Genomic DNA, 18,277 nt, shown 5'->3' with positions numbered 1-18,277 from the left:
CCGGGGCAGTCGCCACAAGTGTTCCCCGCCGGGTCCCCGGCGATCCCCCACCAGTTCGACAACCCTGACCAGGTCGGTACGGCGTCCGGCGGCCAGCAGCTCCTCGCGTACGCCGGGCGCGAACTCGTAGGCGGGAAACGGGCGTCCGGCGGGCCGGACGACACCCTGCGCGAGCAGCAGCGCGAAGTCGGTGAGCGAACTGCCCGGCACCAGCGCGTCCTGCACCTGACGGACCAGCGGGTCGGTGAGGGGGACGGCGGCGAGCATGGTCGCCAGCGTGAACACCTGCTGGGGCACCGCCGACCGCAGGCGCGCCACCAGCGCCGGGGCGTCCTGCTGCAGCGGGTCGGGTTCGGCGGGGCCGGGTACGTGCGCGCGGGGGAAGGTCACGGTGAGCGGCAGCCAGCGCGGGGGCGCGCCGCCCAGCAGACATGCCCAGGCGTCCAGCCAGCGGGCGGACAGTTCGAGCACCGGGACCGGTACGTCGGGATGGCCCGGCGCCGGCGGCAGATCGTCCGGGTCGGGGCCCAGACCGCGGGCCCGCCAGCGCAGCCGGTTGTTGGGCGCTCCCGGCGCGGGGGAGCGCAGCTGCACCTGCCAGCCGCGCAGACCCGTCACCGGCCACGCCGGATGCGGCAGCAGATGGATCAGACAGACCGGCCCGGCCTGCGCCCAGCGGCGCAGCAACGGCTCCACGCCATGGTCGCGCCAGTGCGGCCCGGCACCATCGGTGAGCAGCAGCGTCAGCCGGCCCGCCGCACCGTGCTGCGCCAGCGTCGCCGGGCCCCTCCCGCCCCCGTACGGGAGCCGGTGCACGGTGATCCGCCCGAAGCACCCGGCTCGCCGCAGCTCACGCGCGAACGCTGCCACTGTCGGTTCCCAAATCCCCATGGTGGGGCCGGAGTCGGCGACCACGGCGACATCCCATCGGGTTCCTGCCGGGTGCCCGGCGGGCCGTTGGAGTGCGGTGCCGGTGCGGCGGAGGGCGGCGGGGAGTTCGGGTGGCAGTGGGGGCCAGGTGGGGGGTGGGGTCATGGTTCCTCCGGTGGCGGCGCGGGCCACATCCGCGGCGCGGTCACGGCTGCTCCGTCTCCGTCCATGACCAGACCGTGTCCAGGGCCTCCTGCCAGCTGCGCCCCTCGGCGAGTGAGGCCAGTGCGCCCCCGGTGGCCAGGTGCAGGGCGTCGAGCAGTCGGCGTACCGCCGGGCCCTGGGCCGTTTCGGCGCGGTCGAGGAAGGCGGTGACGATGTCCTGGGCGAGGTCCTGCGGGAAGCGGGCCGACGCGATGGCCTGCAGTGTTTCCCGGGTGGGTGGCGGCAGCGTCAACGGGACGCACTGGTCGGCGAGTGCGGGCGAGAGGTCGCGGTCGCCGCCGGTGGTGATCACCACGAGGGGGAAGGCGTGACAGCGTACGGTGCCGCCGCGCAGTGGGATGGCGGCCTCGGCGGCGTCGTCGGTCGCCACGTGCGCGGGAGCCCCGGGCACCGTGAACCCGCCCGCGTCCAGCACGGTGCACAGATCCTCCGGCAGTGCGAGCTCCGCCCGGTCCAGCCGGTCGAGGAGCACTACGCGCGGTCTGCGGTACGGCAGAAAGGCGGTGCCCAGCGGCCCGAGCCGGCCGGCCCCGTCGTAGAGGCCCTCCTGGAGGGTGGACACGCTGGTGAGGCGCCAGCGCAGCACCCGGCCCAGGTCCAGTTCGCGGGCGATCCGGTACGCGAGCGTCGACTTGCCGGTGCCGGGTCCTCCGGTCACCAGCAGCGGACGGCGCAGTGCCAGCGCCGCGTTGACCCGCTCGACCTCGTCGGGGGCGGCCGGCAGCGGCTTCGCCCCGTCGCCGAGTACGGCCGAGGCGTACGGGTCGTCGGGCGGCGGGGGCAGGTCGGGGCCGCCGTCGAACCGGCGCCAGGGCGGGGGCTGCGGCCAGGGCCCGGCGGCCGCGCCGGAGCCGGGCAGGCCCGTTCCTCGGTAGATGCCCCAGGGCTCGGCGGTCGGCGACATCGGCGGTGTCCTCTCCGGTTGCCGGACGCACTGCGCGGTCCGGTCGTACGGGTCGTACGGGTTGTACGGCTGTGCACGTGCCCCCGCCCGCGGTCAGGCCGGGTCCGGATCCATCGGATTGCGTTCGGCGTCGTCCCACAGGACCGTCAGATGGCGGCCGATGTGGCCGATATGGCCCGGGGAGGCGGCGTCGCCGTTGTGGCCGGCGGCCTCGCGGCGGTAGGCGTCGACCCTGGCCGGGAACCGCTTCAGGCCGTCGCCGAGCAACTCGTCCAGGACCTCGCGCAGCCCCGTCGTGGCCCGGTCCGCCCGGTTCCAGATCACCACGGGCAGCCCCTTGCGCAACGCCGTCCGCAGCTCCTGGCTGCCGTCCCCGACGCCCGTCAGCGGCGGTTCGCTCAGCACCAGGGCGACCAGGTGCTCGTCGTCGAGACGCTGCTCCAGGGCGTGCGGCACCCCGGCCCGGCTCCGGGTGTCGCCCGCGTAGCAGACCGACCGCGACGGCGGCTCGTCCGCGCCGAGCTGCTGCCAGCGGGTGTTCCAGAACTCGTGCCACTCCCGGTTCTGCAGCCGGTCCAGGCTGCGGATGACCACCGAGAACTCGCTCGCCAGCGTCACCTGCAGCGCCCCGTCCGAGCCGTGCGGCCACCACTCCACGGGCAGGTTCAGCAGCTCGAAGGGCAGCACGAACTCCAGGAAGAGCGGCGCCGGTTCGACCCCGCCGGCCGGCCCCGCACGCCGGTGCCGCTCGGTCTGCCGGACGATCGAGCCGACCACGTCCTCCAGCTGCTCCACCGGCACCTGGTGCCGCGGCTGCCCCTGCACCCAGCCACGGCCCGGCCCGTCCGACATGTGCGAGGGGAACACGTTGTACCGGGTGTTGTTCAGCGGGTCCGTCTCGATGCGGATCGCCAGATACCGCCTCAGCTGCCGGGCCACCCCCGACACCGACGACCCCCGCACCCTGTTCCGCTCCTCGTCCAGCAGCTCGGACAGCCCCAGGCCCAGCGACCAGTGCCGGTTGCGGGCCATCACCTCCTCGCTCTGCTCCCCGCTCATGTACGGGGCGCACACGTCCAGGTGGAACATCCACGGGGGCAGCTCACCGGGGGCCGTGTTCTGCCCGGCCAGATACAGGAAGTCGTGCCAGGGGTTCTCGGCGTGCGGCGGCGGTTCGGTCAGCCGCTGTCCGGTGGCGAGCCAGATCAGGGCGGACCGCATCTTGTACGGATACGGCAGCGGCTGCAGCGGGCTCAGCGCCTCGGCGAGGAACCGCCAGGAACCGAGGACCGCCAGCCCCTCCAGCGAGCCGACCGCGGTCCACTCGTCGGCGAGCCGCTGCACGGCGGACACCTGGACACCGTACGGATCCATGCCGTGCACCACGCCCGCCAGCACCAGCAGCCCGTCCGGATCCTGGGCGCAGTGCCGGAACACGTCCAGCAACTGCTCGGCGACCGTGTCCTCGTCCCGTGTGCTCAGCGGACGCCCGGTCTCCCGGCTCACCGCGGCGGCCAGTTCGGCGCGCCCCTCGGAGGTGCCCAGCGCACGCATCCCGAGCAGGGTCCGCGCCGTCTGCGCGCCGATACGGCGCCGTATCCGGGAGGCGTTGCGGTCCTCGCCGCTCGCCTCCGTCAACGCGGCCCCTCCGAGCGGGGGAAGGGCGGCGCGACGGCCGGTTTGGAACGGCCGGTGCGGGCACCGCCGATGCCCGCGAGAAGGCGCTCCCGGGCGGCCTCGTCGTCCAGCTCCGGTGGCGTCAGATCGATGTACACGACCGAGCTCAGCAGACCCTGCAGAGCGCACCGCTCCACCATCACCGGTACGAGATTGCGCGTCAGCCCCGCGGGATCGCCGCCCTGGACCGCCTGCCACTCCAGCCGGCCGTAGACGGAGTCCAGGTAAGCGGGGGAGAGGACCGCGATGGTGCGTTCGCACAGTGCCACGCCCCTGTCCATGAGGAAATGCCAGTTGGTGCCCGGGACGAAGTCCCAGTCCTGCACGAGGACGCCGTAGCCGGCCTTCTCCAGCTGCCACGAGATCCACACGGCCCATCTGCGGTCGGCGGCCGTGTAGGAGACGAAGAAGTCCCGCCGCGCGGTCTCGCCCGGCGGACTCTCACCGCCCCGCGCGCGCGACGGAGCCGCGGTGCCATTGACTGCGCCCGACGATGTCTGGGCCAGCCGCTGCCGGACCAGCTCGCCCACCACATGGGAGGTCCACCCGGCACCCTCGATCCGCTCCACCGCATGCACCAACGCCATCAGACCGCCCTGCCGCTCGTCGCAGTACCGCACCAGCTCCAGAAACTCACGCATCAGGCTGGGCTGATCCGCCGCCTCCAGCGGCTGCTCCAGCTCCGCTCCCACCAGCTCGAACAACAGCGCCCGGGTCAGACCGTCCGCGAGCTTGGGCGAGGCGAGCAGCGCCTGGACCACATTCATGGGCCAGTTGCGACCGCCGTCCGCCCGGGCACGCGGGTTGGGGTCGTCCGTGTCCACAACACCCCCCGAAGAAGTTGCGTCCCGGAGTCCAGGATACGGACGGGGTGACAGCCCGTCAGGGCTTCCGCAGGCAGCTGCCGACTTCTCCACGGACTTCTCGACGTAGATCTCGTGTACTCACCACGGATGCCCGTTTGTGTCCGAATCTCGCCCGAACCTGTTTACTTTCCGGAAATCCGGGCGTAGCCTCCAGCGAAACCACAAGTTCGGGCACAGGTCGGAGGCGAACGGACATGTATGCACCGGAGCGGCAGCAGGAGATCCTCCGGCTCGCCCGTGACGGCGGCAGGGTGGACGTGCTGTCGCTGGCCGAGGAGTTCCAGGTGACGGCGGAGACGATCCGCCGGGATCTGAAGGCCCTCGACCGCGCGGGGCTCGTCCGGCGGGTGCACGGCGGTGCCATACCGGCCGGACGCCTCGACTTCGAGCCGGACCTCGCCGAGCGCGAGGGCACCTCGGCCGACGAGAAGGACCGCATCGCCAAGGCGGCCCTCACGGAACTGCCGAGCGAGGGCACGGTGATCCTCGACGCCGGTACGACGGTGGCGAGGCTGGCCGCCGCGCTGCCCCTGGAGGCGTCGCTCACCGTGGTCACGCACAGCCTGCCGATCGCGGCCCGTCTCGCGGACCACCCCGGCATCCAGCTCCATCTGGTCGGGGGGCGCGTACGGCACCGTACGCGCGCCGCTGTGGACGCCTGGGCGCTGAGGGCGTACAGCGAAATCCGGGCTGATGTACTTTTTGTGGCGGCGAACGGCTTTTCTTCCGACCACGGCCTGACCACCCCCGACCTCGCCGAGGCCGCGGTCAAGCGCGCGGCGGTCGCCGCCGCCCGCCGCGTGGTGCTGCTCGCCGACTCCGCCAAGCACGGCCAGGAGCACTTCGCCCGCTTCGGAGACCTGAGCGACGTGGACCTGCTGATCACCGACAGCGGGCTGAGCCCAGAAGACGCCGTCGCCATCGAGGGCGGCGGCACGGAAGTAGTGCGCGCATGATCCTCACCGTCACCCCGAACCCGTCCCTGGACCGTACCTACGAGGTCCCCTCGCTCGACCGTGGCGAGGTCATCCGCGCCACCGGCGAGCGCATGGACCCGGGCGGCAAGGGTGTGAACGTCTCGCGCGCCGTCGCGGCCGCGGGGCGGCGCACGGTGGCGGTGCTGCCCCTGGGCGGTGCGCCCGGCGCGCTCGTCGCCGATCTGCTCGACGCACAGGGCATCGAGGTCGCACCGGTCCCGGTCGAGGGCGCCACCCGCTCGAACATCGCGCTCGCGGAGGCGGACGGGGTGCTCACGAAGATCAACGCACCGGGCCCCGAGCTGTCCGCCGCCGAGCAGGAACTGCTCCTGAACACGGTGCACCGGCAGTCGCGCGACGCGGACTGGATCGCCTGCTGCGGGAGCTTGCCGCGAGGACTCGCGCCGGCCTGGTACGCCGATGTCGTCGCCCGGGTGCACGCCGGGGGCGCACGGATCGCACTGGACACCTCCGGGCCCGCCCTGCTGGCGGCGCTGCGCGAACGCCCCGACGTGGTGAAGCCGAACGCCGAGGAACTCTCGGAGGCCGTCGGGCGCCCCCTGTTCACGGTGGGCGACGCAGTGAAGGCGGCCGAGGAGTTGCGCGAGATGGGCGCACGCGCCGTGCTCGCCAGCCTGGGCGCCGACGGACAGCTGCTGGTCGACAGCGCGGGCGCCTGGTTCGGCAGCGCGCGCGTGGACGCCGTACGCAGCAATGTGGGCGCCGGCGACTCGTCGCTGGCAGGTTTCCTGATCGCGGGCGGCAGCGGCCCGGAGGCGCTCGCCTCCGCCGTCGCCCACGGCGCGGCGGCCGTCCAGCTGCCCGGCAGCGTCATGCCGACCCCACGCGACCTGGACCCGGCGGCGGTGACGGTGACGTCCGACGTGCCGGCGGACCGCGTACTCAAGGAGCCGGCGTCATGACGTATGCCGTGCGGTACGACAGCGCCCCAAAGGGGCGCGGGGAACTGCGCGACCAGCCACGACGGCGCCGCAGTCGGCCGACGGCAGATCACGGCCCCGCGGCGGAGCCGCACATCGGCACAGCCGGCGGAGCGCATGGGCGGCAACGCACCCCGTTACTCGCCGCGGCCTCCGCCCCCACCAACCCCACCCCCCGCAGCACCCCCGTCCCCACCCCCGCCCACCCCACTCCCCGGGCGATACGCGTGCGAAGGAGCCCGCGATGAGCGACATGATCACCGCGGACCTGGTCGATCTCGACCTGTCCGCCGATACGAAGGAAGCGGCGGCGCGTGCCCTCGCCGAGCGCATGGTGGCCCTGGGCCGGGTGACCGACCTGGACGGCTTCCTCGCCGACGTGGCCGCGCGCGAAGCACAGATGCCCACCGGCCTCGACGGCGGCATCGGCATCCCGCACTGCCGAAGCGAGCACGTCACCGAGCCGACGCTGGCCTTCGGGCGCAGCGCCGCCGGTATCGACTTCGGCGCGGCGGACGGCCCCGCCGACCTGATCTTCCTGATCGCGGCGCCCGCCGGCGCCGACGACGCCCACCTGACGATCCTGTCGTCGCTGGCCCGGCAGCTGATGAACGCCGAGTTCACCGACGCACTGCGGTCGGCGGGCGACGCGGCGGCCGCGGCCGCACTCATCCGCGGGGACAAGCCGGCAGCGGCCGGTTCCGAAGACTCCGCTGCGGCGTCGGGGGCGGCCTCCGCCGACGCTGCAGCGGGCAAAACGGCCCCGGCGCCGGGAGCGAGCGTCGAGGACGCGTCCGCCCCGGCGTCGGGCGCCCCCTCCGCCGATGAGCCGGACGAGCGCCCCTTCCGTATCGTCGCGGTCACCTCCTGCCCGACCGGCATCGCCCACACGTACATGGCGGCGGAGTCGCTGGAGAACGCGGGCCGCGCGGCGGGCATCGAGGTCGTCGTCGAGACACAGGGCTCGGCCGGGTTCACCCGGCTCGACCCGGCCGTCATCGCCGCGGCGGACGGCGTGATCTTCGCGCACGACGTCCCCGTACGGGAGAAGGAGCGTTTCGCCGGCAAGCCGACCGTCGACGTCGGCGTGAAGGCCGGGATCAACCGCCCCGGCGAGCTGATCACCGAGGTGCGCGGCAAGGCGGAGCGCGGTGAGGTCACGTCGGGCTCCGCGCCGTCCACCCCGGTCGAACGCGCCGGAGAATCCGGCGAGGGCTACGGCACCAAGCTGCGCAAGTGGCTGATGTCCGGCGTGAGTTACATGGTCCCGTTCGTCGCGGCGGGCGGTCTGCTGATCGCCCTCGGCTTCGCGATCGGCGGCTACAAGATCAAGTCGGCGCCGTCGGTCATGGACCACTTCGTGTGGACGCAGACCGACAGCTGGGCCGCCCTGATGTTCCAGATCGGCGCCGTGGCCTTCGGCTTCCTGGTCCCGGTCCTGGCGGGCTACATCGCCTACGGCATGGCGGACCGGCCGGGCCTGGTCCCCGGCTTCGTCGGCGGCATGATCGCGTCCACGATCAGCGCGGGCTTCCTCGGCGGCCTGGTCGCCGGTCTGCTCGCCGGTGGTGTGGTGCTGGCGATCCAGAAGGTCAACATCCCGCCGGTGCTGCGCGGCATCATGCCGGTGGTGGTGATCCCACTGATCTCCTCGGCGATCGTCGGATTCCTGATGTTCGTCGTGGTCGGCAAGCCCATCGCCTCCGCCCAGAAGGGCATGACCGACTGGCTGAACGGCCTCTCCGGCTCCAACGCCCTGCTCCTCGGCGCCCTGCTCGGCCTGATGATGTGCTTCGACCTCGGCGGCCCGGTCAACAAGGTCGCGTACACCTTCGCCACGGCCGGTATCGCGGTCTCCAGCCCGAGCGACTCCGCGATGAAGATCATGGCCGCGGTCATGGCGGCCGGCATGGTCCCGCCGCTCGCGATGGCGCTGGCCACCACCGTCCGCGGCAAGCTCTTCACCGAGACCGAGCGCGAGAACGGCAAGGCCGCCTGGGTCCTGGGCGCCTCCTTCATCTCCGAGGGCGCGATCCCGTTCGCCGCGGCCGACCCGCTGCGCGTCATCCCTTCCTCGATGGTGGGCGGCGCGATCACCGGCTCCCTGTCGATGGCCTTCGGCGCCACGCTGCGCGCCCCGCACGGCGGCATCTTCGTGGTCCCGCTGATCGGCAACGCCTTCCTCTACCTGATCGCCATCGCGGTCGGCGTGTGCGTCACGACCACGCTGGTGGTCGTCCTGAAGGGCATGCGCAAGCCGGCACCGGGAGCCGCCGGCCCCGGAACGGTGGACGACACGGCCACGGCGACGACCGAGGCGAAGCAGCCGGTGGCGGCCTGACGGGCCTGACCCCGGCGTGCATGCCCCTTTGGCGCACTGTGGAGTGATCAGTCCGCATGAGGGGCATGTGCGGCACCTGGGAAGCATGCGAGATACGTCACGGTCCGGGACCAAAGTCCCGGACCGTGGTGTCTACTGGGGCGCATGCCCGATGAGCACGTCTCGATCCTCCAGTCACTGGGCGTGGCCGTCCTCGCCCTGGCGGCCGTCGTCTCGGCGCTCGGCCTGATCGGCCTTGTACGCAGCGCCCGCTCCGGACCCGGCCTGTGGCTGACCTGCCGCACCCTGTGGTTCACCGGCCGCACCCCCCTGCGCGCCTTTCCGCACCAGCGGCATACCCCTCCGCATCTGGAGTCGGTCGAACTGACCCCGGGGGAGCGGGACGCATTCGCGGGTCTCGTACGACAGCTCAGCGGCGACCGCTGAACCTCGGCGCCGGGCGGCTCAGGAGACCCGCGCCGCCCGCCGCTCCATCGCGTCCCGGGCCGCGTCCTCGCTGACGTACACCTCGCACATGTGCCGACCGTCGGGCGTGGCCGTGTGCTCGACCTCCCAGAGGGACACCTCCTCGCCGTCACGCAGCAGGAACGCGTGCTCGTAGAGCGAGAAGCACAGCCCGGCGCGCCCCGCGCGGCACGGGCGCCCGAAGGCCTGCGTGATCTGGTGCGCGAACGCCGTGGCGAGCAGTGCGGCCGTCTCCGCGCCCGGCCGGTCCGGGTTCTCCGCACGGCGCAGCAGCCGGCGCGCGTGATCCGCGGAGTCGTCCGGCACATACGCATGCCGGGGCGCCGGGATCGGCGACAACTGCACCGTCACCGGCAGCTCGAAGTCCACGGTGTCCGGCGGCAGCGGCAGCCGCGCGGTCGCGGCACGCAGCTCCTCCTCGTCGACGTACACCTCGTGCTGCGCGGCGCGGTCCGGCGCCGTGTTGTGCGCGAGCTCCCACAGCGTGAGCGCCGAACCGTCGGCGAGCAGCCAGGTGTGCCGGTACGTCTCGCGGTGCAGCCCCGCGCTGTGGTGTGCGGAGTGCAGCGAACTGTCGTGCGCCAGCGCGCAGTCGAGCCGCCGTATCGTCTCGTCCGGCAGCTCGAAGGAGTTCAGGGCACGGCCGAGGAGTCGCGCGAGATGCTCCTCCGGAGACTCGGGCGACTCGGGTGGTTCGTACGCTGCCGTCTCGTACGGAACGCTCAAGGTTTCTCCCGGCGTTGCTGCATGTCACCTTGTGGGTGCATACCGTAGCCCCTCGGTCGGACATCATGTCCGGGAACCGAGAAAACGTACGCACAGAAAACGCCCGGGCCGTGTGAGAAGTTCCCACACGGCCCGACGATCCGTCAGAACTGACTGATCAGGCGGCACTTCCCGCGGTCCACTCGCTCCACGACATGTTCCAGCCGTTGAGCCCGTTGTCGGGGGAGACCGTCTTGTCGGGGGAGTTCTTCACGATCACGACGTCCCCGATGAGCGAGTTGTCGTAGAACCACTTGGCGTTCGTCGCGCCCTGCGCGCCCTGTACGTCCGCGAGCCCGACGCAGCCGTGGCTGGTGCCCTGGCGACCGAAGGGCGGATTGCCCTTGTTGTACCAGTAGTTGCCGTGGAGGAAGGTCCCGGACGAGGTCAGACGCATCGCGTGCGGCACGTCCGGGATGTCGTACTCGCCGCCCAGGCCCACCGTCTGGCTGTTCATCCGCGTCTGCACGAACTTCTCGGAGATCACCATCTGCCCGTTGTACGTCGTGTGCTCCGGGCTGCCGGACGAGATCGGCAGCGACTTGAGGGTCTGGCCGTCCCGTACGACCGTCATGGTCTGCGTGTTCACATCGACCGTGGAGACCTGGGAGCGCCCGATGGTGAAGTCGACCGTCTTCTTCTGCACCCCGTAGACGCCGTTCGCGCCCTGCACGCCGTCCAGGTCGATCTTCATCGTGACCTTGGAGCCGGCCTTCCAGTACTCCTCGGGCCGGAAGTCGAGCCGCTGCGCCCCGAACCAGTGCCCGACCACCTGCTGCCCACTGCTGGAGGTGACCGTGATGTGCGACTGCACGGCCTTCTTGTCGCTGATCACCTTGTTGAAGTTGAACGACACCGGCATGCCGACGCCGACCGTCGTCCCGTCGTCCGGCGTGTACGTCCCGATGAAGCTGTTGGCCGAAGTGACCGTGGTGAAGATGGAGTTGGCGGCCGCGGTACGGCCGTTCCCGTCCTTCGCGGTGGCCGAGATCTGGTACTTCGTCCCGCGCTCCAGCTGCTCCTTGGGCTTCCAGACCCCGCCGTCCGCGGATATCGCCCCCGCAACAGCCTGTCCCGTGCCCGACACGGTCATCTTCACGTCGGTCAGCTTGCCGTTGCTGACCTTCACGCCGGTCGTGTTGATCGACGCGGCGGTCGAGCCGTCCTTGGCCGAGATGACGATCTTCGCCGTGGAAGTCTTGGCCGAGCCCTGGCCGCCCTTGCTGTCGCCGGAGGAGTTGGCGTCGGCGTTGGCGTTGCCACCGCAGGCGGTCAGGGTCAGGGCGCCGACCATCAGGGCGGCACAGGCCCCCAGTACGCGCCGCGCTGCAATGTCCGGCGTTGTCACGGGCTGCTCCAGGTTCGTGTGATGTGCGTGATCCGTTCCAGTGCGTGGGGAAAGAGGGCATGAGTGGCGGGTGAGGTTCCCGCCGTACCCGGTGAACGCGATCACGTGACAAAACCCGGACAATTGCGGGGCACGGCCCACCCCGCGGGCACTCAACTCCCGTCGTACAGCTCCCTGTACGACGGCCACGCCCCGCCCGGCCCGTCCACCGACTCCGCGGCCCGCACGGCTCGTACGATCGCGCGGGTCACCACATCCGCGCCCGCCGCGAGGATCTCGTTCAGCGCGAGAGGATTCCCGGCGTCGAGCGGGCTTCTCCCCGTCGCCAGCGCGAACACCGTGTCCCCGTCGTTGAGCAGGTGCACCGGCCGCACAGCGCGTGCGATGCCGTCGTGCGCCGTACCGGCCAGCTTCTGCGCCTGCGCCTTGGACAGCTCCGCGTCGGTGGCGACGAGGGCGAGTGTGGTGTTCAGCGGGGGGAGCGCGTTCTTCGCCGCGCTCTCGGCGAGGCGGCCGCGCGCGGCTTCGTGGAGGTGTGCCGCCGGGTAATCCACCCGCCCCTGGAACAACTCCCCGTACAGGACGCCCGTTTCCGGATCCAGCGCCGACCCCGCAGCGTTGGCCACCACCAACGCCCCCACCGTGATCCCTGAGCCGAGGACGGCGCTCGCCGTGCCGACCCCTCCCTTCAGCGGCCCGACCGCGGCTCCTGTACCTGCGCCGACGCACCCCTCCGCCACGCGCGCACCGGGCTCGCTCGCCGCGGCCGCCTCTACTGCGGCCCGCCCGGTGGCCGCGGACGGACGGGCGCGGAAGTCGCCGCCCCGCCCCAGATCGAAGACGCAGGCCGCGGGCACGACCGGCACGACATGCGCCGGATCCACGCCGACGCGCACCCCGCGCCCCCGCTCCTCCAGCCAGGCCATCACCCCCGATGCCGCGTCGAGCCCGTACGCGCTGCCACCGGTCAGTACGACCGCATCGACCTTCTGCACGACATTGCGCGGGTCGAGGGCGTCGGTCTCCTTGGTGCCGGGGCCGCCACCCCGCACATCCACGGCGGCGACGGCCCCGCCCTCGGGGGCGAGTACGACCGTGGTGCCGGTGAGCCAACCGTCCCCGATGCGTGTCGCGTGGCCCACCCGCACCCCGGCGACGTCCGTCAAAGCGTCAACTGTCCTGGACTCGCTTGTCATGGGCCCAGTCTGGCCCGGCCCGGACGTGGGCGATCTCGTCACGCGACGGGTGTCGAAGCCCGATCCCCGCTCGGCCCGCTCGGCCCGCTCGCCCCACCGGCCCCGCGCTCCTTGGCGACCATGCGCGCCGTCAGCGTCACCCCGGTCACCACCGCCAGCGCCGACACCAGCCCCGCCGAGAACACCGCCCAGCCGCCCAGGAAGGTGCAGACGATCACCAGCAACGCCGTGGTCGGCAACACCAGTTGCTGGGCGATGCCCACCTTGTAGAAGCGGGAGTGCAGCCCCCAGACGGTGAGCAGATACAGCGCCGTCGGCAGGGTCACCGCCGCCGACGCGGCCAGCGTGGAGATGTGCGCCTTGCCGACCGCCTGCTCCACCGCCACCTCCAGACCCGCACCGATCGCGGCCGCCGACGCGAAGATCAGGTAGTGGCCGTAACCCCAGAGGAAGGACTGCCGGTTGGAGCGGAGATGACCGTGGATCGGCACCACGAAGTAGATCCACCAGGCGGCGAAGATGATCAACAGCCCGCCCGCGGCGATCGGCAGCAGCTCGCCCAGGGCGTCGTTCTCGTCCACGCCCGACTTCACGGCGACGGTGGCCGCCGCAATGGTCTCGCCGAGCACGATGATCGTGAACAGGCCGTAGCGTTCGGCGATGTGGTGCGGGTGCCAGGCCGTGGGATGAGCCTTCTCCGCGTACAGCGGCACACTCAGCTCCACAAGCGCCATCACCAGAAAGACCCACGGCCGGCCGCCCTCCGGCAGGACCAGCAGCCCGAGCCAGCCGATCTGGCACAGCAGCACGCCGCCGGCGTACCGCAGCGCCATCGTCCGCTCGGCGCCCTCGGTCGCCCGTGCCACCCGCAGCCACTGCGCCGTCATGGCGAGCCGCATGATCAGGTAGCCCAGCCAGACGACGAGGAACTCGTGCTCCTCGAACGCCCGCGAGACCCCGGCCGCCAGGACGAGCACTCCGGCGATCTGGACCAGCGTGACGACCCGGTAGAGCGCGTCGTCGTTGTCGTACGCCGAGGCGAACCACGTGAAGTTCATCCACGCCCACCAGATGGCGAAGAAGATCATCGCGTAGTTGAGGATCCCCTCGCCCGCATGCCCCCCGGCCACGGCGTGCACCAGCTGGACGCCCGCCTGGGCGATCGCCACGACGAAGCACAGGTCGAAGAAGAGCTCCAGCGGTGAGGCGACGCGGTGCGCCTCGTCGCGGCCGCGAGCCGTGAGCCTGCGCAGGGGTCTGTGGCCTGAGGGTGCCCCGGAGGAGGCCGGCGGCGAAGTCGAACTGCTCGTCATGCGTCCCAGCACACCAGATAAGCGGCGGAAATTCCTGTGCGGGGATGTGCCCAAGCGGGCGGAGGCCGACGGCCCCGTACCCTGGACACATGACCTCCGCCCCTGCCCCCGAGCCGCACACACCCAAGCCCGCGTTGATCTTCGACGACCCGCTGGACCAGCAGTCCTCGGACGACACGGACCGCGGCTGGGGCGAGCGGCCGGGCTCCGCGGGCGACTCCGCGGCCGACCTCAAGCGCTTCCTCGACGAGAAGCCGCCCCACCACCTCTGAGCCGCGCGGGCTGCCGCCGCCAAGCGCCCGCCAAGACCGCCTAGTGCTCGTTGTGCCCGTTCCCACGCTGCGCGACCAGCGCGTCCCGGATCTCCTTGAGCACCTCCAGCTCGGTCACCTCGATCACCTCGTGGGCGCCCTCCCGCGCCTTCTTGCGGGCCTCCTGCCGCGCGAGGTACTTCGACATGGGCAGCACCATCAGGAAGTAGACGACGGCCGCGGTGATCACGAAGGTGAGCGTGGCGCCGAGGACCGAGCCCCACAGGAGCTGGATCCCCTGGTTGCCCTGGCACGACTCGCTCAGGCACGACTTGTAGTTGTCGAGGTTCGTGGTCCCGATTGCCCCGACCAGAGGATTGATGATCCCCTTCACCACCGAGCTCACAATGTTGGTGAACGCGGCTCCGATGACCACCGCCACCGCCAGATCGACGACGTTTCCGCGCATCAGGAAGGCCTTGAAGCCCTGCAAGATGTTCGGTTCCTTCTTCTCGCTCACCTAGGGGCCTCTTCTCGCACGCACAGGTTGGGGAACAAACAGTTCCGCAACCTACGGCAACGCGAGACCGCCCAGCCCCATGGGGTGGCTCGAACGAGGGGCCTGACAGGAATCCACGCAGGATTCGCACATCGCGGATCAGCACACCGTCACCGCCAGCCGTGCCGTCGCGCTCGCACCGGCGAGATGTGCCGCGGTGGAACGAGGAACCGAGAGCACGACCAGCGCCCCGCTGTCGGCCGCGTTGGCGGTCCCGCTGTCCAAGGGGTCCGGCACTTTCGTCACCCGCGCCCCGCGCGCGACCACGCGGGCGTCGCCGCCCGTCGCCGTCTCCTGGGCTGCAACCACGTCCACCCGGTCACCGGGCCGCAGTAGCCGGACCGTGGCCGCGTCGGCGATCCGCACCGGCGCGGCCACCATCTCGACGGCGCGGTGCTTTCGCAGCGGCTCCGCCACCGGATGCCCACGCGCCCGGTCGGCATCCCGCGGACCCGCCGCCACCAGTGCGGCCGCGGTAAGGGCGAGGCCCGCGGCCACGGCTCGCCTCCGGTGCCGTACGAGTCGCCGTAGCTGATATCGCCCGCCGCGCACCCGCACGGGAGCGAAGTGCGGAACCTCGCACGTGGCGGGGGTGTCGGTACCGGGCGGGTGCGAGGAGGCAGGAGAGGGGAAGAGGGGCGGAGGAGGGAGGGACATGCGGAATCACCACCTGCATCGAGGAGTCAGCGAGGAATCGCCTTGCAGGCCCACGATGAGGCCTTTCGCCGATCTCCGCCGAGGCCGGTGGACTACCGACGGGTTGTGGACAACTCCCTCACCCGAACGGGAAGTTCCGCCCTGTGGAAGCCCCGCCTCGAAGCCCCCGCCTCGAAGCCCCCGCCTCGAACCCCCGCCACCGCGCTACGGCAGCTCGAACCCCGGATCCATCCCGCCCAGCGCCTTAGTGCACAGGCAGTCCCGGTCCTCGTTCGCCGGCAGGGCGGCCACCGCGTCGAACAGCACACCCCGCAGCCGGTCCACGTTCGCGGCGAACACCTGCAGCACCTCGTCGTGCGAGACGCCCTCGCCGGTCTCGGCGCCCGCGTCGAGGTCGGTGACCAGCGTCATCGTCGAGTAGCACAGCTCCAGTTCACGGGCGAGCGCCGCCTCGGGATGGCCGGTCATGCCGACCACCGACCAGCCCTGCGCCTGATGCCACAACGATTCTGCGCGGGTCGAGAAGCGCGGCCCCTCGACCACCACCAGCGTGCCGCCGTCCACCGGTTCCCAGTCCCGGCCGCGCGCGGCCTTCAGCGCGGCCGCACGGCCGACGGGGCAGTAGGGGTCGGCCAGGGACACATGCACCACGTTCGGGATGCTGCCGCCGGGCAGCGGCAGCCCGTCGAAATACGTCCCCACCCGGGACTTCGTACGGTCGACCAGCTGGTCCGGCACCAGCAGCGTGCCCGGCCCGTACTCGGGGCGCAGACCCCCCACCGCGCACGGCCCGAGCACCTGCCGTACGCCGACCGACCGCAGCGCCCACAGGTTGGCCCGGTAGTTGATCCGGTGCGGCGGCAGATGGTGACCGCGTCCGTGGCGGGGCAGGAAGGCGACCCGCCGACCGGCGATCTCGCCGAGGAAGAGGGTGTCGCTGGGCGGCCCGTAGGGGGTGTCCACCTGGACCTCGGTCACGTCGTCGAGGAACGAGTAGAAGCCCGAGCCGCCGATCACACCGATCTCTGCACCGATGTCTGAACCGATCTCTGCATTCGCCATGGCCAGCACAGTATCCGGCCCCTGCGGCGCGAAGAGAGGGGCTCCGGAAACACCGAAGACCCTGCCGTCGTACGACGACAGGGCCCCGGAAGTGAGACCTACGCGGCGGAGCTGCTGCTGGACGAGGTGCCCGTGCTCGACGACTTGGAGTCCGAGGACGAAGACGACTTCGAGTCCGAGGACGACGACGTGGACGTCGACGACTTCGAGGACGACGACGCCGGCGAGCTGCTCGACGAGGAGCCGCGGCTGTCGTTCCGGTAGAAGCCGGAGCCCTTGAAGACAATGCCGACCGCGGAGAACACCTTCTTCAGGCGGCCACCGCAGTTGGGGCACTCGGTCAGGGCGTCGTCGGTGAACTTCTGCACCGCCTCGAGGCCCTCGCCGCACTCGGTGCACTGGTACTGGTAGGTGGGCACTGTCTTCCTCCTGGCACTCTCACTCAATGAGTGCTAACGAGGGTCCATAGTGACGTATTCCCGGGGATCAGTCCACCGTCACCGGCATGCGGTGACCGACGCCACGTGCGACGGTCAGGCTGCGCGGCCGTGCCGTCAGCCGTGACCGGAGGGTCAGAAGGGTCGCCAGGGCGAGCACCGTGCCGCCCGCCGGCACCAGGAATCCGGCGCCGCCCCAGAAGCGGTCCTCCAGCTGTCCGGCGACCGTGACGGCCGCCGCCTGGCCCAGCGCCACCGCACCGGTCAGCCAGGTGAAGGCCTCGGTGCGGGCGCCGGCCGGGACCAGGCTCTCGACGAGCGTGTAGCCGGTGATCAGTGCGGGCGCGATGCACATGCCGACGAGCAGGCCGAGACCGGCCAGGACGAGCACGGAGTGCGCGGCCCACAGTCCGGAGGCCGTCAGCGCGAGCCCGCCGTAGCCCACCACGAGGCGCCGCTGCGGGGCCACCTTCCAGGCGACGGCGCCGCAGACGATGCCGGAGAGCATGTTGCCCGCGGCGAAGACGCCGTAGAGGACGCCGTTCAGGCCGGGCTCCCCGATCGACTCGGTGAACGCGGCCAGCGAGACCTGCATGCCGCCGAAGACGGAGCCGATGCCGAGGAAGGCCACGATCAGCACGCGCACACCAGGGACGTGAAGAGCCGAAGCGTGCTCCACGCGCGCGTGCCCGGCGGCGGTGACCGCGGGCTGTGTGCTCTTCTGTGCCGCGAACAGCAGACCGCCGAGCAGCGTCAGCGACGCCTCCGTCACCAGGCCCGCGGCCGGGGTGACGGCGGTGCACAGGGCGGTGGCCAGGAGCGGGCCGAAGACGAAGGTCAGCTCGTCGGTGACGGACTCGAAGGCGGCCGCGGTGGTCATCAGGGGCGTGCCCTGGAGCTTCGCGCCCCAGCGGGCGCGCACCATGGGGCCGACCTGCGGCACCGAGGCGCCGGTCGGCACGGCCGCGACGAACAGTGCCCACAGGGGCGCGTGGGCCAGCGCGAGTGCCGTCAGGGTCAGGCCCGACAGCGAGTGCAGCAGCACGCCCGGGATCAGGACGGCGCGCTGTCCGTAGCGGTCGGCGAGACGCCCGCTGTAGGGCGCGAACAGTGCCATGGAGACGCCGGTGACGGCGGCCGCGGCGCCCGCCGCGCCGTACGAGCCGGTGGTGTGCTGCACGAGCAGCACGATGGAGATGGTGAGCATCGCGAACGGCTGGCGTGCCGCGAAGCCGGGGAGCAGGAACGTCCAGGCGCCGCGGGTGCGCAGCAGCTGTCCGTAGCCCGGGCGGGAGGTGACCGTGGATGCCACGGCCCGTGCCTTTCTGCCGCCTGGTAGCGCGGCCCCCTTGGTGGGTGGCGGCGCCGAGAGCTGTCCTCTTGCGCGGAACTGCGGTAGATACCGGCGGTCCACTGCTCAGGA

General features: G+C 71.7%; 16 protein-coding genes and 1 pseudogene. 5 read left to right on the top strand and 12 right to left on the bottom strand.

The window, feature by feature from the left end; all coding sequences use genetic code 11:
• Window positions 1-99: 99 nt before the first annotated feature.
• The 3 genes and pseudogenes from P2Q00_RS17105 to P2Q00_RS17095 all read right to left on the bottom strand — a co-directional run.
• Window positions 100-1,242 (bottom strand): annotated as a pseudogene (locus P2Q00_RS17105) (hypothetical protein); the annotation flags it as partial.
• A gap of 850 nt (window positions 1,243-2,092) precedes the next feature.
• Complete coding sequence (locus tag P2Q00_RS17100) at window positions 2,093-3,637, bottom strand: VMAP-C domain-containing protein (RefSeq protein ID WP_275773395.1); 1,545 nt, start codon at window positions 3,635-3,637, stop codon at window positions 2,093-2,095.
• Window positions 3,634-4,500 carry a toll/interleukin-1 receptor domain-containing protein gene (locus P2Q00_RS17095; protein WP_275773394.1) on the bottom strand — a complete coding sequence of 289 codons (867 nt, stop codon included), beginning with the start codon at window positions 4,498-4,500 and terminating at the stop codon, window positions 3,634-3,636. Before P2Q00_RS17095 ends, P2Q00_RS17100 begins: the two co-directional genes overlap by 4 nt.
• Before the next feature lie 236 nt (window positions 4,501-4,736).
• Here P2Q00_RS17095 and P2Q00_RS17090 point away from each other — a divergent pair, with 236 nt between their 5' ends.
• From P2Q00_RS17090 to P2Q00_RS17075, 4 genes are all read left to right on the top strand, one after another.
• Window positions 4,737-5,498 (top strand): DeoR/GlpR family DNA-binding transcription regulator, encoded by a 762-nt coding sequence (locus P2Q00_RS17090; RefSeq protein WP_275773392.1) that lies wholly within the window; start codon window positions 4,737-4,739, stop codon window positions 5,496-5,498.
• Window positions 5,495-6,442 carry a 1-phosphofructokinase gene (gene pfkB, locus P2Q00_RS17085; protein WP_275773391.1) on the top strand — a complete coding sequence of 316 codons (948 nt, stop codon included), beginning with the start codon at window positions 5,495-5,497 and terminating at the stop codon, window positions 6,440-6,442. The genes P2Q00_RS17090 and pfkB overlap by 4 nt, the downstream gene beginning before the upstream one ends.
• A 262-nt stretch (window positions 6,443-6,704) precedes the next feature.
• Window positions 6,705-8,801, top strand: a complete 2,097-nt coding sequence (locus tag P2Q00_RS17080) for a PTS fructose transporter subunit IIABC (RefSeq protein WP_275773390.1) — start codon at window positions 6,705-6,707, stop codon at window positions 8,799-8,801.
• A 144-nt stretch (window positions 8,802-8,945) separates the two neighbouring features.
• The gene (locus P2Q00_RS17075) at window positions 8,946-9,227 is read left to right on the top strand and encodes a hypothetical protein (RefSeq protein WP_275773389.1); all 282 of its coding nucleotides are present in this window, start codon (window positions 8,946-8,948) and stop codon (window positions 9,225-9,227) included.
• Between the two features lie 18 nt (window positions 9,228-9,245).
• Here the strand turns inward: P2Q00_RS17075 and P2Q00_RS17070 are convergent, their stop codons facing one another.
• The 4 genes from P2Q00_RS17070 to P2Q00_RS17055 all read right to left on the bottom strand — a co-directional run bounded on the left by P2Q00_RS17070 (window position 9,246) and on the right by P2Q00_RS17055 (window position 13,888).
• Window positions 9,246-9,992 carry a DUF6227 family protein gene (locus P2Q00_RS17070; RefSeq protein WP_275773388.1) on the bottom strand — a complete coding sequence of 249 codons (747 nt, stop codon included), beginning with the start codon at window positions 9,990-9,992 and terminating at the stop codon, window positions 9,246-9,248.
• Between the two features lie 157 nt (window positions 9,993-10,149).
• Entirely contained in the window at window positions 10,150-11,379 is a 1,230-nt protein-coding gene (locus P2Q00_RS17065; protein ID WP_275773387.1) for a L,D-transpeptidase, read from the bottom strand.
• Window positions 11,380-11,531: 152 nt separating this feature from the next.
• Window positions 11,532-12,575 carry a P1 family peptidase gene (locus P2Q00_RS17060; protein WP_275773386.1) on the bottom strand — a complete coding sequence of 348 codons (1,044 nt, stop codon included), beginning with the start codon at window positions 12,573-12,575 and terminating at the stop codon, window positions 11,532-11,534.
• A 38-nt stretch (window positions 12,576-12,613) separates the two neighbouring features.
• Complete coding sequence (locus tag P2Q00_RS17055; RefSeq protein ID WP_275773385.1) at window positions 12,614-13,888, bottom strand: low temperature requirement protein A; 1,275 nt, start codon at window positions 13,886-13,888, stop codon at window positions 12,614-12,616.
• 89 nt (window positions 13,889-13,977) lie between these two features.
• Between P2Q00_RS17055 and P2Q00_RS17050 the strand changes: the two genes are divergently transcribed.
• Window positions 13,978-14,160, top strand: coding sequence for a hypothetical protein (locus P2Q00_RS17050; RefSeq protein WP_275773384.1), 183 nt, complete (start codon window positions 13,978-13,980; stop codon window positions 14,158-14,160).
• A gap of 40 nt (window positions 14,161-14,200) precedes the next feature.
• Here P2Q00_RS17050 and mscL read toward each other — a convergent pair whose 3' ends face one another.
• The 5 genes from mscL to P2Q00_RS17025 form a co-directional block, all read right to left on the bottom strand.
• Entirely contained in the window at window positions 14,201-14,659 is a 459-nt protein-coding gene (mscL, locus tag P2Q00_RS17045) for a large conductance mechanosensitive channel protein MscL (protein ID WP_275773383.1), read from the bottom strand.
• A gap of 138 nt (window positions 14,660-14,797) precedes the next feature.
• Window positions 14,798-15,355: a hypothetical protein gene (locus P2Q00_RS17040; protein WP_275773382.1), complete on the bottom strand. Its 558-nt coding sequence runs from the start codon at window positions 15,353-15,355 to the stop codon at window positions 14,798-14,800.
• A 204-nt stretch (window positions 15,356-15,559) separates the two neighbouring features.
• Entirely contained in the window at window positions 15,560-16,417 is an 858-nt protein-coding gene (locus P2Q00_RS17035) for an S-methyl-5'-thioadenosine phosphorylase (RefSeq protein WP_275773381.1), read from the bottom strand.
• Window positions 16,418-16,515: 98 nt separating this feature from the next.
• Window positions 16,516-16,836 carry an FmdB family zinc ribbon protein gene (locus P2Q00_RS17030; RefSeq protein WP_275773380.1) on the bottom strand — a complete coding sequence of 107 codons (321 nt, stop codon included), beginning with the start codon at window positions 16,834-16,836 and terminating at the stop codon, window positions 16,516-16,518.
• 67 nt (window positions 16,837-16,903) lie between these two features.
• Window positions 16,904-18,166 carry an MFS transporter gene (locus tag P2Q00_RS17025; RefSeq protein ID WP_275773379.1) on the bottom strand — a complete coding sequence of 421 codons (1,263 nt, stop codon included), beginning with the start codon at window positions 18,164-18,166 and terminating at the stop codon, window positions 16,904-16,906.
• Window positions 18,167-18,277: the final 111 nt, after the last annotated feature.

This window comes from Streptomyces coacervatus (assembly GCF_029223485.1).
Taxonomy (GTDB): Bacteria; Actinomycetota; Actinomycetes; order Streptomycetales; family Streptomycetaceae; genus Streptomyces; species Streptomyces coacervatus.
Note: the sequence above shows the minus strand (reverse complement) of the source record. Positions and strands in the feature narration are given on the sequence as shown.